Source organism: Streptomyces sp. TAA040 (assembly GCF_000424845.1).
The window spans coordinates 71,703-87,523 of record NZ_AUKR01000007.1 but is presented as its reverse complement, the minus strand read 5'-3'; the positions used below and the strand labels follow the sequence as shown (position 1 = coordinate 87,523).

The following is a 15,821-nucleotide window of genomic DNA, read 5'->3' as shown; positions in this document are numbered from 1 at the left end:
CCAGCCGAGAGAACAGGGGAAGGTGAACCGCATCCCCTCCCGTGAAGGTAGCGGGAACTGCGGCTGAGTACGACCTGAACCGTTGATGAGACGGAGTCGGTGGTACTTCGCCCTCGTTACGGCCGGGGCTTCGGCACCCCCACCGGGCGCCGGACCCCGACGCCCAACCGGCCGCGTCCAGTGGCTTTCCCGGCCTTCTCGTCGCGCTCACTGCGGCCTCGGCGCCGGAGTTCTTCCCGGTGGCGAGGTGTCGAACGGTCCGTGCTCTCTTCCCGCTACGGTCTGCGGGTGACCGGAATCCAGACCCTGCGCGCCACTGTTGAGTCCTACGACGCCATCGCCCCGTGATGGTCGAACTCGCCCGCGCCGCGTACCCGGGGCCCCGGTTCGAAGTCGGTTCGATGGCCGCGCTGGAGAGCGGGGACGGCGCGCTGGGCGGGGTGCTCTCGCGGTGGTCCCTCATCCACACCCCGCCGCGCGACGTGCCCGGTGTCCTGGCCGAGATCGCCCGGGTCCTGCGTCCCGGTGGTCACGTGCTGATCGGCTTCCCGGCCACCGACGGTCCCCACCACGCGACGCAGGCCTACGACCACGCGGTGGTGACGGCCTACCGCTGGTCCCCCGACCGTCTCGCCGCGCTCCTGCGCGACCACGGGCTGGTGGAGGCGGCCCGCACGGTGATCGAGCCGGAGCCCACCGACCAGCGGCAGTTCCAGGAGGTCCAGCTCCTCGCACGCAAGGTGGGGACGACGGGCACGTGACGCCTGCGGGAGCCGGGGACGGCGGCGGTCGGGGGCCGCACGCGGCCGTCGCCGCCCACCGGGAGCAGCTCGCCCTGCGCGACGGCGGGCCCGGGAGCGGGCGGGCGCTGCACTGGGGCGAGGTACGGGCCGACCTCGCCCACCTCGCCGGGGACCGGTCCGGGCCACGTGGCCGGCGTGCTCCCCGGACGGCGGGCTCGGTGGCCGTCCGGAGGCTGAGCAGACCGGTCGCGGTGGCGACGCCGCTCAGATCGTTGCTACCGGGCCGGCGGACGGCGGAAGCGTGCTGCGGGGAACTTCCCGGCCGCATGCCGCCCGGAAGCCGTACCGTCCGCGGCCTACGCAGGACGAGTCGACCGTTCAGCCGCCACGCCGTGCCCCCAGCGGGCGAAGAAACCTGCTGGGTTCTCCGGTCCAGGAGATCGTGAGCGCGTCCCGGGCCCTGGTGGCGGCGACGAACAGCAGAGAGCGGGCACGCTGGAGTTCACGCCTGTGGCGCAGTTTGTCGGTCCGCTCCCAGACATCCACGGCCGAGCGGGGGACCAGGCCCTCCGAGACTCCCGCGATGACCATCCGCCGGTATTCCAGCCCCTTGAAGCGGTACATCGTGCCGACGTGCACTCCCTCGGCAGCCCGCGCCCCGTCGCCGGTGATCTTCGTCGCCATGATGCCGCGCCGGGCGAGCCGTGCCACCACCTCGTCGGCCTTGTCGTTCGTCGGCACGCAGATCGCCACCGACTCCCGCGGAACGTCGTGCCACACCTGCACCTGCTCCACCACGAGGTCGAGCTCCTCGTCCCAGCTCTTCGCACCCCGCAGTGCGGGACGCCCGCCGTGCAGCACGGAGCGGTACCCCGCCAGGTCATCGGTACTTCCGTCGAGGTCGTCGAAGTCGGCTCCTTCGAGGATGCCGAGTGCAGCCCCCAGGATCTCGCGGGTGGTGCGGTAGCTGAGGGTCAGTTTGGCCGAGCGGCCACGAATGTTGATCCCGAGGCTTCCCAGGGTGACCTGGTTGTCGTAGATCCTCTGGTGGGTGTCGCCCACGAGGAAGATGTCGTCTGCCTCCTGGGGCACCATGGCTCGCAGCATCTTCCAGTGTGCGGCACCGAGGTCCTGGGCCTCGTCCACCACGACGTGCCGGTAGCGGTGGCGCAGCCAGGCACCCGTCCCCGACTCCGCGTGGATGTTGCCCGGACCTCCGCGCTCCTCCTCCAGCCGGCGGCGCTCCTCGATCTTGTGACAGCGGGCCCTCTCCAGTTGGGCGGCTCGTTCGGCGACTTGGCGGTGGGTCTGCAACCCCTTGACGTCGAGCCGCTGGGTGAAGCGTTCGGCGAGCTGCCAGATCCCGGCCCGGTCGGAACGGCTCACGCTGCGGCCCCGGCCGGCCCGCCGCGCCTTGAAGTAGTCGGCGCGCAGTGCCACGGCCTGGCCCAGGATCACCTGGTTCCACTCGTCGCTGAGGAACTCGGCGTCCCAGCGGGTCTCCCCGGCTTCGACCAGTAGCTGCCGCCACTCGCGCAGAGCCTGTGTGTCGTCGATTCTGCGTTTGGTGTTTCCCGGGTCGGCCTCACTCACCACGCGTGTCGCCAGTTGGTCCACGTGCAGGATGTCGACGCGGGCGAGCGTCTGCGGTCCGCCCAGCGAGAGGAGGCGGGAGCGCAGATCGGCCGCGAGGTTCCTGTTGAAGGTGGTGAGGAGGACCGGCTTGTTGTGGCCCGGGGGCAGCTGGTCCACCAGATGCTTCACCCGGTGCAGTGCGACGATCGTCTTCCCCGTTCCGGGGCCGCCGCTCACCCGGGCCGGCCCGGAGTACGTGCGTCGCACCAGCTTTTCCTGGGTGGGGTGCAGGAACACCTTCCACCGGCCGAAGTCGCCTTCTTCGAGGATGCTCCGCAGCGACTCGTCATCGGTGATCACCACGGCCTGCGAGCGGTCGGCCGCGGCTCGCCAGTCGTCACCGCGTGCAGCGACGGGCACTTCCTCGGCTGCGGCGGCCACCGGTGTGGTCACCTCCGCCATGACCTGCTCGTACGGAACACCGTCGCGCAGCCGCAGCAGCACCTCACCCGTGTGCCGCGGGGCGTACTCGGCGAGTCCGAGCAGTTCGTCGTCCGTGGTCAGCTTGCGGACGATCGGGATGAGCGGCTCGGCCACCCCCAGGTCGGCCAGTTGCCGCGCGGTGTGGGCGGCGAACAGCGCGGTGTCCGGTCGGACGGCGGGCTGCGTGCTCGGCGGGGTCGCCTGCGGGACGGCCTGCGGGACTGCCGACTCGGGACGCGTTCCGGCTCCTGATCCGCTGAGGACGTCGTCCTCCACGACTTGGAGGTCCACGTACTCGATCGCGCCGGTGACCTGGTTGATGCCGTAGGCCAGCCGGTCGAGGTTGCGGTGGACGTGCCCCCGGTGCTTGACCGAGACCAGCAGCCAGTCGTTGCCGCTCAGGCGTACCAGCAGTGCCCGGTACTCGCGGTGGACACGCGCCGACCACAGCCGCTCGTGCCCCTTGAGCTGCTTGAGGTCGAAGCCCGGCGACTCGGGGTTCTTCCGGAACTCGTGCTGGAACTTGTAGACCGCTCCGACGATCGTCCGGTCCAGCTTGACGATTTCCTTGTCCGCCTTGTCGAGCAGGCGGAGGGTCGCGCCCGCGGTCGGCGGGCCGGTGGTGGTCATCGGTCCTGCTCCTCGTCGTCGTTCACGGCCGCGCGGTCGTCTGCTGCCGCGGGTCCGGCAAGGGCTGCGGCGAGTTCTCCGGCGTCCCATTCCGCGGCGGTGCGCACGGTCCAGCCCGCTGCCGCATAGGCGCGGTCGCGGTCCCGCGCCTCCGCGACGGCTGCTGCGTCGGCCTCGTCCTCCGGGCCGGGGGCGAGTACGACACCGACCCGGTGGGCGGGCCAGGCCAGTTCGGCCGGCCATGCGCCCTCGCCGAGTTCGAAACCGGCCTGGGGCGCGCGCACCCGGGACCGGATCAGTGCCTCGACGAGTTCGGCGAGACCGGGCTCGTCCACGAGGTACTCGACGACCTCGTCCCAGGCCGGATCGTGGGCCGCCTCCCGCTCTGCCTCCCCCGCCACCGACGGCGGGGCCGCCCCGCCGGGTGAGGCCTCCGTAGCGGCCCTCCCGGCCTCGGCGGCTCCGGCGGAGGGCCCGGTCGCAGCGGCCGCCCCTCCGTCCCGGGCAGGCCCTGTCGCAGGGGGCTGCTGCGATTGCCGACAGGACTCCAGCCAGCCGGCGCCTCCTGTCACGGCCAGCTCCACCGGGTCGAAGCCCGACAGTTGGCTGGTCGCGAGCTGGACGCCGTCGCCCTCGCCCTCGTTGAGGAACTGGAGCAGATTGGTCCAGTAGAGCCAGGCCCGCCAGCGCCTGCGGTGGGCGTTCTCGTCCCGGCCCGGTGCCTCGGCGCTGTCGTCGAGCACGGTCAGCGCGGTCCACACCGCGCCCGCCTGCCCCTCGCGCAGGTCGAGGGCGACGGTCAGCGGGACTCCGCTGCCGTCCTTGGTCGCCATCACCTGGACGGGGCCCTGGCCGCCCGAGAGCCGCTTGCCGTGCAGGGCCTCGACGATACGGTTCCGGATCTCGGGGCCGTCGGCCAGGGCGCGGCTGGTCGCGGACACCGCGGCGAACCCCGCCAGGGCGCTCTGGGCGCGCCGCCGCCACACCTCCTGGTCGGGGGTCGTCAGGTAGCCGATCAGGGTGTCGACCGGGTTGGCCCACACGAACAGGTTCAGGTCGCGCGGATCGTCACCGTGCAGTCGCCGGTGGATGTCCGACGCGGTCTTCTGCGCCGTGTTCTGGTAGGGCACCCACACGGGGTCGGCGGGCGGCTTCGCGTCACCCGTCCAGGCGCGCACGTCGTCCCAGGTCAGCTGGAAGACCTGCCAGCCGTGTCCGGCACGCAACCGGGTCCGTTTGGCGGCGTCGGACGCGATGCGGTTGTGGTCGGCGCTCGCGTGGTAGCGGTAGCCGTCCAGGTAGACGGCTACCCGCCTGCGGTCGTCGTCCAGGCTGCGGAAGACCACGTCGGGAACAGTGAACCCGAGGTCCGTCTGGGTCTCCATGCGCCAGCCGCTGACCGTGCCGTCGGGCGCCGTGAACCGCAGCGTCGTGTCGCGCTCGCCATCGGGAGTCTGCGCGGACCGCACGCTCACTTCGTCGACGCCTTCGGCCCAGTCGAGCAGCCCGCGGCGGAACAGCGCCTCCAGCTCGCTCTCGACCTGCTTGTCGAGGCTGATGACACGAGTCGTCCCGGCCTCCTCGACGTCCCAGGCGTCGCCGGTGCGGCCGAGCAGTTCGCCGAGCATGTCGAGGGCGTGTTCGCGGGAGACCAGGGCGTGCTCGCTGTCGCCGGCGTACCGCAGCAGGCAGCGGTGGCAGGCGGGTCGCTGCTCGCCGACGCACGGGCAGCGCTCCACGACCTGGCGGGCCCGGGTCAGCACGTTGCGCAACCCGTCGGGTCCCGCGAGTCGGTGCAGGTAGCCGGTCCCGCCGGGCAGGGAGTCGTACAGCACGAGGAAGTGCCTGCGCACGTCGGCGCCCGGCTCGGGCACCGAGTCGGTGACCACGGCCAGGTGGTCGGGGTCGCCGCCGTAGCTCCGGGCGATGCCCAGGAGCAGCAGGGCCTTGAAGGAGGCCAGGCGTTCCTCGGTGTACGCGGTCACCGCGGGGACGAGGATGCGCAGTGCCTCGCTTCGCAGTTCGTGGGCCAGGAGCAGTTTCACGCCCTGCTGAGCCGTCGTCGACTCGTCGAGTCCTTCGCGCAGGCGGGGGCACCACGGGCGGTGGTGCTTCGTGGCCCGGAGCGTGGTGAGGGCGTCCTGCTGCCCGGCCTGCGCGGCGGCGGGACCGCCGTCGGCGTCGGCGTATCCGCAGGAGTCGCAGACCCAGAAGGGGTTGAGCCGCACCCGGCGTCCTGCGAAGGCGTCCTCCACGCCGGTCTCCACGCGGGTGGCGCCGACGTTGATGTGGCGGATCACGGCCTGCCGGGTGAACTCCCATCCGAAGGTGGCCTTCCTGTGCCGCCAACCCGTCTCGATGTGCTCCTGCGGGATGTCCACGGCCGGGACCACCGTGTAGTGGCGCCGTTCCCGCTCGTCGGTGTCGTCCCGTACCCGAACGTCGTCGCGCTGGTCGCGGGCTGTCACCCGGTGCGGCACCAGCACCCTGTGCAGGCAGCCGACGTCTCCGATGGCGGGCGACTGGCAGCGCGGGCAGGCGGTCGAGTCCTGCCGTGCCTGCTGCGTGCGGACGTGCCCGCACTCGGGGCAGACGCGCCACCACAGCCACGCCGGACGGTTCGGGCTGCCGATGTCGAGCCCGGTGACGCGGTGCTTGTAGCCCTGTACGTAGTAGTGGTTGCCGGGCGCGAAGTCGGTGAGGGCCAGGCGCGCCGACCGCTCGTACCTGAGGACTTTGCTGTGGTGCTCGGGCTTCCCGTCACTGCCGTCTTCCCGCCAGGTGAGGGATGCCTCCAGTTCGGTGAGCGAGTCGACGAGGCTGTAGTTGGGCAGCAGTCCGAGGTCGACGAGCGCGCCGTGCGCGGTGGTGCGGCTGATCTCGGCCGCGTGCCGGGAGACGGCTCGGCGCTCGGCCCGCAGTTCCCTGCCCTGCCGTGCGTGTTCGGGGTCGCCGGGCACCAGTGCCTTCAGCGCCTCGTCGATCGAGGTGACGCGGCGCTGCATCTCGCCTCGACGGTCCTCCCAGCGGTCGCGGGCCTCCTTCAGCGCCTCGGCGAGCCCCCCTGTCGCGTACGTGCGCAGTGCCTCGGCCGCCTGCGGGCTGATGCCTGTGCCCTTCGCCTCGTCGTAGAGCGGGAACAGTTGGAGGAAGGTCTCGGCGAGGTGGGGGCCGGCGGCGAGCGCGGCCTGCTCGAACTCCGACAGCCACGCCGAGGGTCCGAACAGGTCGGGGGCCAGATGCAGCATCGGATTGAGCATGTTCCCGTTACCCTCCGCCACGGGCAGGCGTCCGGCGCCCGCCAGGTCGAGAAGGTGCGCGAGGTACTGGCGGCGCAGGATCTCGCTGGCCGAGAGGAAGCAGCCGGGCGGCTGGATGTCGCCCGCGATCATCTGCCGGGGGTCGTCCAGGTAGTAGCGGTCGCGAGGACCGCGATCGACCATGGTCAGCAGGTAGGCGTTGCCGGTGGCGCGACCGGCCCGGCCCACGCGCTGCACGTAACTGGCGGGCCCCTTGGGCAACGAGGCGAGGACGACGGCCGACAGGTCGCCGATGTCGATCCCGAGTTCGAGGGTGGGGGTGCAGGAGAGGACCTGCGGATTGGCGTAGTGGCCCTGGGTGCCCTCGCGGAAGGCTTTCTCCACGGCCTCGCGTTTGGGCCGGGTGAGGGTGCCGGTGTGCTCGGCGGTGTTGATGGTGAAGACACCGGCCTCGCGGTACATGCGCCGGTAGAAGTCCTGGGTGAAGTCCCGGCGCCGTGCACCGCTCTCCAGGTCCTGGCCGGTGCGCAGGAGTCCGCCGCAGCGGTAGCGGGGGCACGGCTGCCCGTGCCAGTGGTCGGCCAGGTCGGGGTGGACGGTCTGCTCCCAGGAGCACACCGGGCAGTGCGCGGAGGCGTCGGGCACCTGGTCGTCGGCGAGCTTGCGGACGTGTACGTGTCCGGGCTGGAGGCCGTAGACGCGGGTCACGCCGTCCGTGGCGGTGCGGGCGGACAGCACACCCGCGTCGGCGAGTGCGGGCAGCAGTCGCACGAGGAAGGCGCTGGCGGCGTCGGGGCGCAGGCCGAGTGCGCGCCGGGTCCAGTCCTGGTACCAACCGAGGCGGCCGGTGACCACGTCGAAGTCGTCGCTGCCCTGTTTGGGACTGCCCAGCAGGAAGGCCGGGGCGGACACGCCGGGTGGGAACGCGGGCATCCCGGTGCGGCGCCCGCCCCAGACGAGCCAGCGCCGCACGCCCGCCTGGTCGAGCCAGCCGTCGAGCCAGGCGTGCCGGACGGCGCCGCGGGTGCGCAGCCGCTCGAGGAGGCCGCGCACGTACCCGATCCAGCGGTCCGGGCCGGGCGTGGAGCCGTCCGGCAGCGCGATGTCCCCGGGCGTGGTGTGGAGGAGTTCGCGCACGATCCCGGCCACGGCGTCGGGGTCCTTCAGCGGCACGTCCGCGGCGACAGTGCGGGTGAGTTCCAGTGTGCGGCCCTGCCGGGACCTGAGCCCGAACTCCATGACCGCCGCGAACGCGAGCCGCTGCGCGATGAGTTCCCAGGTGGCGCGGGAGCCCTTGCCGCGTCCGGACAGCAGGGTGTCGACGCCGCGCACCACGTGCAGGTCGGGCGGGATCACCGCGGCCTGGACGGCTCTGCTGTCGACGACGTCCGCGATGAGGTCGGCGGCCAGGTCACTCAGCGCGATCGGTTCGTCCTCGTCGATGCGGCTGCCCAGCAGGGAGCGCAGCGAGAAGGTGTAGGAGCGGTTGGCGACGTACCCGGCGCGGTGCGCGGCGTCCTGCACGGAGTCGTTGAAGAGGAGGGTCTTGTCCTCCTTCAGGTTCTTGTCGAGCTCACCGCCGGTGAACAGCTGGGTGATGGAGGCGGCGGCGAGGGCGGCGAGGCCGGTGCCGAGGTAGCGGATGGCGTTGAAGGTGCGGCAGGCCGGGCACTGGTCTCCGCGCGCCGCCCGGTCGTCGCCGAGATCCGCCCAGACGAACGCCGCGTCGTGCAGCGGCTTGGCCGTGTGGGGGCTTTCCTCGTCGCGCGGCGGGTCGAAGTCCGTTTCGCGGGACAGGGGCCGCACCCGCCCACTGAGCCCGTCCAGCACCATCACGGTGGGCCCGCTGCGCTGCTTCTCCGCCACGAAGGCAGCGTCGTAAGCCTGCTGGGGGGTGGCCGCGATCATGTTGCGGACACGGCTCTTGTCGCGGCCGACGGACGCCCGGCGGATCTTCGTCGCGTTCATGTCCAGCTCTGCCGGATCTGATTCCGGGGAGAGCGCCGCCCATCCGGAGCGGCCGCACTGCCGGCAGAAGACGGCGGGCAGGAACACCTGGGCGGGCGGGGGCGCGCTGTCCCCCACCGGTACGACCGCGCCCGGATCGCCGTCCGAGGCGGGGGCCCCCCTCCCCTGGCCGGTGCCCCCACGGCTCCCGGTGTCACGAACGCCGCCGCGTCCACCGCTCGTACGGGCGGCCGGCCTGCCGCCCGTGGTGATCCGCTCGTCGTCCCAGCGGAACTCGGCCCTCGCCGCGCTGATGCCGCGCAGCACCCGGGAGACGGAGCGCACCCAGTGGTGGACCTCGATCGACAGGAGCGGACGGGCGGGGTGCTCGGGGTTGCGGGCCGTGGAGAGCAGCGCGACGTAGCGCGCCAGGGCCTGGGCCGCGACGGACGGGGTCTGCTGCACCGCCATGCCCCAGTGGTAGGCGTAGCGCGGCAGGACGTCCATGATCTCGGGCGTGGTGCGCGGCCGGCCGTCGAGGATCTCCAGGACCGCCGCCGTCAGCCGGTGGCGGCGCAGTTGCCTGCCGAGCTGCGTGGCGTCCAGGCCGCTCCGGCCGGTGAAGGCGGCGGCCAGCCGATCCAGCGCTTCGGGGTCGCGGGTGGGGTCACCGAGCGCCACCACTTCGTGCGGGGCGGGGAAGGGCAGCGAGAAGTCGCTGTCGCCCGCGAAGCCTTGTGCGCTGTCGCGGTCTTCGCCCACCACGGCGTCCGGCGGGAACGGCACGCCGAACACCTGCTCCGCCACGTCCAGCATCGGCCCGGTCGCCGCGCCCTCGCCCCCTTCGCCGAGGGTGGCGGAGGTGGCGACGGGACAGACCGGGCCGAGGGGCCGTCCCGGCTCGTTGAGCCCCGCGACGGCGCCGAGACGGCGCAGCAGCATGGCCACGTCGGTGCCCTGGGCGCCGTCGTAGGTGTGGAACTCGTCGAGGACGACGTAGGCGAGCGGGGAGCCGCCCGGCTCCTGCCACAGCCGCTGGTCCTCGGGCCGCTGGAGCATCAGGTCCAGCATCTTGTAGTTGGTGATGAGGATGTCGGGCCGGGTGTGCCTGATCTCGTCGCGGTCGACCGCGACGCGCGGGTTGGCCTGCTTGAACTCCCTGGACGCCTTGTCGCCGATGTAGAGCGCCGCGCGCACCCCGGCGTCCCTGAGCCGGGCGTCGCGGGGGTTGTCGAGGTGGTTGTTGATGCGGTGGGCCTGGTCGGTGGCGAGCGCGTTCATCGGGTAGAGCAGGACGGCCTTGACGCCTTCCCGGCCGGCCGCCCGCTGCCGCCGGCAGTGGTCGAGGATCGGGACGAGGAACGACTCGGTCTTGCCGGAGCCGGTGCCGGTGGTCACCAGGGTGGGCCGGGCGGGGCCGTGCAGGGTGGACAGGCGCTCCCAGGCCCGCTCCTGGTGGCGGTAGGGGGCGAAGCCCTTGGTACGCGGCCACCAGGTGAGGTTCCGCTGCCAGCCGTCGTCCGCGGCGGAGCGGAAGGGTGTGCGGATGCGCAGGTACGGGCCGCGGAAGATGCCGTCGTCGGCGTCGGCGAGGAACTGCTCCAGGGCGCTGCGGGTGCCTTCGTCCGCCAGCGCGTAGGTCGTCGACAGGTACTGGCTCAGGCTGTCGCGTACCTGCTCGGCGGCGAGGGTCGGTCGCACGCGTGGTCCTCCTGGTTCTGCGTACTGGGGCCCGCTCGGGGCCACGTCCCTACCGTAGACGCGCGACGACCGTATCCGGCCCGGCCGTGCGTCGTGGAGCTGCGGTGATGCCGGTGGCGCCGCGGCTCAGACGCCGAGCTTGCGCCCCACGCAGGCGATGCGCAGGGTGCTTCGGTCGTGCAGCAGCCGGAAGTGCATGCGGCCCGGCTTCGGAAGGAACTCGCAGTGCCAGTCGAACAGTTGCGAGGTGCCGTCCTCCTCAGCGAACCAGCACAGCCGTCTGCGGGACTCGAACTCGGTGCGCACGTCGGATCTCCACTGCGGTCCGATCGGCCGGGCCCCGGGGTCCCAGCCGGCCACTGCCTCCTGCAGTTCCGCGAGGCGGTCCCGTACGGGCCGCACCCAGACCTCGGGCAGGTTCCGCAGATCCCCTTCCACGCGCGGCAGCCATTCGAGGCGGGGAAAGAGTGCGGCCCGCCGTTCCCACAGGTCCGTGCCCCGGCGCACGGCGGCCAGGCCGCCGCTGCGGGCCGCCTCGACGGATTCCCGCAGCCAGGCGCCGTGCGCCTCGCAGTGGGCGATTCGGGACATGTGCCGGACCTGGACCTCGTCGGTCTCCGCGCGGTACGCGCCCCCGTCCCCCTCCACCAGCTGCTCACGTTCCAGGACCACCCGGTCGGCGTCCCAGCAGGAGTCCACCGGCAGGGAGACCCCGAGCCCGTCCATGAGGTGGGCGGCGCCGAGCCCCTCCGCCGTCTCGCCGCGGTGCCGGTACTCGACGTCGTAGTGGTCCTGCCCGTCGGGGAAGACGACGCGGTGCGGCCATTTGCTCTGCATCTGGAGAAGCCGCCGCCAGGCATCGCGGTTCCTCGGGTTGCCGTGCCACTTGCCGATCGGATGCCCGTCCGCGATCTGGAGCCCGGTGATCGGGTCCCTGCTGACCAGGACGGTGCCCGCCCGGTCCGCGCGGAGAACGGCGAGGACGGCCCGCGCCAGCTCGGTCATGGCCCGCTCGGCGCGCGCCGGGTCACAGCTGGTGGTGCAGGAGATGTCGTTCAGGAACAGCAGCGGCACACTTCCCCCTCCGTGGTGTCTTCCCCGCCTGCTCGGCAGGCCTCCGGGCCGGTTCTCAGGCCAGGAGCTCGTCGAGGGTGTTCTCCAGCTCGTCGAAGAACCCCTCGGGCCACTGGTCGAGCAGCCCGTTGCGGTCGATGCGGGGGCTTGCCACCTCGCTGCTTGTGCGACCGCCCCGGAAGTAGTGCAGGACGGCCGCCTCCGGTGCCAGCACTCCCCGCTTGACGGCGAGCCGCACCCCGTTGAGCACGTGGTCGCTGTGCGTCTCCACGACGAGTTGCGCCCCGTGTCCGGCGGCCGAGGAGACGAGAGCGGCCATCTGCGTCTGGCCCCGCGGGTGCAGGTGCGCCTCGGGGTTCTCCAGCAGGACGAGCGACCCGGGTTTCGCCGTCAGGCAGGCCACGACGACCGGCAGGGCGTAGGTGAGGCCGAAGCCGACGTTCGTGGGGCGCCGCCGGGTGCCGCGCGGGCCGTCGAAGCCGTAGGACAGGCGTACCGAGTCGGTGCCCTCGATGGCCGCCGCCCGGAGGTCCACGCCGGGGCACAGCTCCCCCATCCACGCGGCGGCCTGGTCGAGCAGCCGCGCCGAGTCCGCGCGCGGGTGGCGCAGCGGCCCGTCGGGGACCTCGTCCCTGGAGTGGTGACGCAGATAGTTGACGGTGTGCTCACCGCGCACACCGAGGAAGCCGCGTCCGATGGCCGCGTGGTGGTCGCGCGGATAGAACTCGGCGGGCGCGATGCGGTCGGCGTGCAGGTACTGGAACCCGGCGGTGAAGTATCCGGGGACGACGGCGGCGGCGCCCTCCGGGGGCGTGGCGCCCTCGCTGGTCAGGGGGATGTCGACGCCGGTGAGCGGCAGCAGGTTCTGTTCCCGCTGGTAGGCGACGGACCACGCGTAGCGGTACGCGCCCTCGCTGACGGCGAGTACGATCTCCGGCTCGTCGCCGGTGAAGTCCTCGTGCAGGACGTCGTGGCCGGTGCCGAGCGAGACCAGTTCGCCGTTGAGCAGGAAGCCGTTGTCCAGGCCGGTCACCTCGCCGGAACCGGCCGCTTCCACCAGGTCGCGCACGTCGTCGAAGTCACCGGCGGTGTACGACTGCTGGAGCAGGCCGAGGGCCTGGAGGACGCTGCTCTTGCCGGAGGAGTTGAGGCCGGTCAGCAGCGTCAGGGGGCCTAACGGCAGGTCCACGTGCTGGAACGCCTTGAAGTTCGTCAGTGTCAGTTGGTCAATCACGGTTCGCTACCCCCCGGAACAGTTCCGCCATCGCGGTGAACCTCTTGCGCACCTTCTTCGTGTCGCCGGTCGCGACGGAGATGGCCCGGTCGAAGTCCCAGTCCTTCATCAGCTCGAAGAAGCCCTTGAGCACCTCGTCACGCGACGTTACCAGCGTTGCACGCTGGTGATCGTCCAGAGCGGCCAGATTGACCGCGACGGTCTCGAACAGGGCTTTGTTGACTGGGGACTTGGGGCCCTTCTTTCCTCGCCACTTGCGGAACGCGTACGGGCCGAAGATGTCCGAAGCGCACCACATCGCCTTGTGGAACTCCAGGGCCAGCGCCTCCCGACCCGCGTCGCCCAACCGGTTGACGCCGTGCATGGCGGTGACGAGAAACTGGTCGAAGTCGCGCTGCGTGTGCTTGGCCGGGTCGCTCAGCCGGAAGGCCAGGAAGCGCAGCACCATCTCCCGGTCGGCCATCCGCTCGTTGGAGACGCTGTGCCCCGTGGCGTTGCCGAACGCCGGGTCCTCGGCCAGGTCGGCGAGGTAGCCGCGCACCGGCCCGTCGACCAGCGCATGCCGGATCTCCTGCGGGGTGAGCGGCAGCCCGCCGGTGTTGATGCGGGAGAACACGTTGAACTTCACGGCCTCCGGCGTGCCCTGCTGGATGATGTGCACCACCAGCTGGGTCTCGCGCAGCCTGATGCGCAGCCGCCCTGTCAGGTCCGCGTATCCCTTGCCGTGGTGGTCGCGCAGGTAGTCGAGACCGCGCAGGGCCAGCGGCGGCATGCCCACCGCCGCCGGTTCCATGAACCGGGCGATGGCAGTGAGCCGCTGGATGCCGTCGACGACGGCCCAGTCGTCGTTCTCGTCCTGCGCCATGTGGAAGGACGAGATGGGGATGCGCAGCAGCAGCGACTCGATCAGCCGGCTCTGCTGCACATCCGTCCAGATACCGGCCCGGCGCTGGAAGTCGGGCGCGAGGTCGATCATGCCTTCCCGTAGCCGGGACAGCAGCAGGTCCACGGTGGTCGTCTGGGTCTCGATCTTGATGTTCTCGGGCCGGAAGGGCGCGGAGATCTCGTCGGAGTCGACCGGGGCCTTGCCGGCCGACCCGCCGGGCTCCGTGCCCTCCTCGTCGGCGGGCTGCTCCAGCTCCACCCCGGTCGGCAGGCCGTCGCCGCCGATCTCGACGGGGCCGTGCAGGGAGGGGAAGAGTCCGGTCTGGAGCAGTTCGGTGTCCTCCGGTGGGAACTCGTACCGCCGGAAGCCGACGTCCCGCCCCCGCGATCCGCTCGCCCGTCCGCTGCCGCTGTCCTCAAGCCCCGTCACGTCATGACTCCCCGTCGCCTCCGCCGCCGCTGATGACCATGGTCCGTGGTCGGCTGCCCAGCCTATAGACGGCGGCCCGGCGCGTCAGCGCGGCAGGTCCAGCTCGGCGCGTACCGTCTTGCCGACGGCCGCCCTGTCGACGGCCGCCCTGTCGAGGACCGCCCACCGGTCGGCCAGCGCGTCGACGAGCAGCAGCCCCCGCCCGCCGTCCGCCACGTCAGCGGGGGTGGGTTCGGAAGTGCCGGTGGGGGCGGGTCCGGGAGCGCGGGCAAGGGCGGGTGCACGGGCGGTGAGCGCGTCCGGGCCGTCGGGGCGGCGCTCCCCGCGCGGGTCCGACACGTCGATCCGGAGCGTGCAGGCGTCGAGGCTGAGCCGCACCTCGAAGTCACGGCCGCGAACCCGGCCGTGGGTGACGGCGTTCGCGGCCAGCTCCGCGACGACCAGCGCGGCGGTGTCCGAGGTCTCCGAGCCGTACGGGACACCCCAGACATCCAGCCGGTGCAGGGCGAGAGGGCCGCGAGCCGGGCCCCGCGCGCAGGGGAGCTGAAGCGCTGCACGAACACACATACGGCGGCCGGGGCCTGAGGGGCGGTACGTGACGTCATGCTGCCAGGCTGGCCGCACGGGGCGCCGCTCACCACACCAGCCATCCGCACTCTGCGTCAGCGTACGAGTACGCACAGTAGACAGGGGTGGCAGTCCACCGTGACCATGGTCGGAGCGAAAGGGTTTGCGGGACAGACGTACGGGAGGTGTCCTCGCATGACGGACGGTACAGACGGCACGAGCAGTACGAGCAGTACGAGCAGATCAGGCGGTACGGGGGGCGGCAGCGAACCGGAGGTGTCCGACAGTCTCAGGACGTTCGGTGAGGTCCTCAAGGCCTTCCGCAAACGAGCCGGGCTGACACAGGAGGATTTCGCGGAACTGGTGCGGTACTCGGCCCAGACCGTCGCGAAGATCGAGCAGGGCCGCCGCTTCCCGCAACCGGACTTCGTGGAGCGGGCGGAGGAGGCGCTCGACGCCTTCGGGACGCTGCGGGGCGCGGCACGACACCTCTCCCGGCAGCCGGGACTGGCCAGTTGGTTCCGGCAGTGGGCCAAGTTCGAGGCGGAGGCGGTGGGCCTGTACACGTACGAGTGCCGGGTGGTCCCTGGGCTGTTGCAGACGGAGGCTTACGCGCGGGCGGTGTCGTTCAGCGTCCCGCCCCTGCCGGACGAGCAGCAACTGAGCGAACGCATCACGGCGCGAGTGGCCCGCCAAGACCTGCTGGCCACCAGCCGGAAGCCGCCCACGGCGTTCAGCTTCATCGTGGAGCAGGCCGTACTCGACCGGCACACCGGTGGAGAGGCCGTGACGCGCGAGCTGTACGACCACCTGCTGGCCGTCGTCGACCGGCACTGGAACGTCGAGTTCCAGCTCATGCCCCTGCGGCAGCCGGTGCACGCGGGGTTGGACGGGCCGCTTCAACTGGCGGAGACCCCGGAGAACCGGTGGTACGGGTACTCGGAGGGACAGGAGAACGGTCGCCTCATCGTTGACGCGAAAGAGATCAGCCGTCTGCACCAGCGCTATGCCAAGATGCGTTCACAGGCCTTGACCCCTGAGGACTCCCTGGGCCTGTTGAAGCGGATGCGAGGAGCGCTATGAACACGTCTGAGCTGGCCTGGTTCAAGAGCAGCTACAGCGGCTCGCAAGGCGACAGTTGCGTCGAGGTTGCGATGTCCGGGGCGGAGGCGGCGCCAGCCGGCACGGTCCACGTACGGGACTCCAAGCTCCGGCAGAGCCCGCAACTCGCGGTCACCGCCGGGACATGGGACAACTTCGTCTCCTACGCACGACAAGCCTGACGCCGTTGG

7 protein-coding genes and 2 pseudogenes are annotated in these 15,821 nt (G+C 71.8%); 3 read left to right on the top strand and 6 right to left on the bottom strand.

Translation table 11 applies throughout. The annotated features are described in order from the left end of the window. Positions 1-341: 341 nt before the first annotated feature. Positions 342-761, top strand: a pseudogene (locus H300_RS25525) (class I SAM-dependent methyltransferase); the annotation flags it as partial. 360 nt (positions 762-1,121) lie between these two features. Here H300_RS25525 and H300_RS0107430 read toward each other — a convergent pair. The 6 genes and pseudogenes from H300_RS0107430 to H300_RS25515 all read right to left on the bottom strand — a co-directional run bounded on the left by H300_RS0107430 (position 1,122) and on the right by H300_RS25515 (position 14,567). Next, positions 1,122-3,431, bottom strand: a complete 2,310-nt coding sequence (locus H300_RS0107430) for a UvrD-helicase domain-containing protein (RefSeq protein WP_028426932.1) — start codon at positions 3,429-3,431, stop codon at positions 1,122-1,124. After that, positions 3,428-10,339 carry a DEAD/DEAH box helicase gene (locus H300_RS25520; protein WP_051269697.1) on the bottom strand — a complete coding sequence of 2,304 codons (6,912 nt, stop codon included), beginning with the start codon at positions 10,337-10,339 and terminating at the stop codon, positions 3,428-3,430. Before H300_RS25520 ends, H300_RS0107430 begins: the two co-directional genes overlap by 4 nt. A 126-nt stretch (positions 10,340-10,465) precedes the next feature. Next, complete coding sequence (locus H300_RS31425; RefSeq protein WP_028426931.1) at positions 10,466-11,413, bottom strand: hypothetical protein; 948 nt, start codon at positions 11,411-11,413, stop codon at positions 10,466-10,468. A gap of 55 nt (positions 11,414-11,468) precedes the next feature. Continuing rightward, on the bottom strand, positions 11,469-12,647 hold the full coding sequence (locus H300_RS0107415) for a DUF3696 domain-containing protein (RefSeq protein WP_028426930.1): 1,179 nt from the start codon (positions 12,645-12,647) through the stop codon (positions 11,469-11,471). Beyond that, the gene (locus tag H300_RS0107410; protein WP_028426929.1) at positions 12,640-13,962 is read right to left on the bottom strand and encodes a DUF262 domain-containing protein; all 1,323 of its coding nucleotides are present in this window, start codon (positions 13,960-13,962) and stop codon (positions 12,640-12,642) included. Before H300_RS0107410 ends, H300_RS0107415 begins: the two co-directional genes overlap by 8 nt. A gap of 84 nt (positions 13,963-14,046) precedes the next feature. After that, positions 14,047-14,567 (bottom strand): annotated as a pseudogene (locus H300_RS25515) (ATP-binding protein). Positions 14,568-14,724: 157 nt separating this feature from the next. Here H300_RS25515 and H300_RS0107400 point away from each other — a divergent pair. Next, complete coding sequence (locus tag H300_RS0107400) at positions 14,725-15,612, top strand: Scr1 family TA system antitoxin-like transcriptional regulator (RefSeq protein WP_051269694.1); 888 nt, start codon at positions 14,725-14,727, stop codon at positions 15,610-15,612. Continuing rightward, entirely contained in the window at positions 15,609-15,812 is a 204-nt protein-coding gene (locus tag H300_RS0107395) for a DUF397 domain-containing protein (protein ID WP_028426927.1), read from the top strand. Before H300_RS0107400 ends, H300_RS0107395 begins: the two co-directional genes overlap by 4 nt. Positions 15,813-15,821 lie beyond the last annotated feature (9 nt).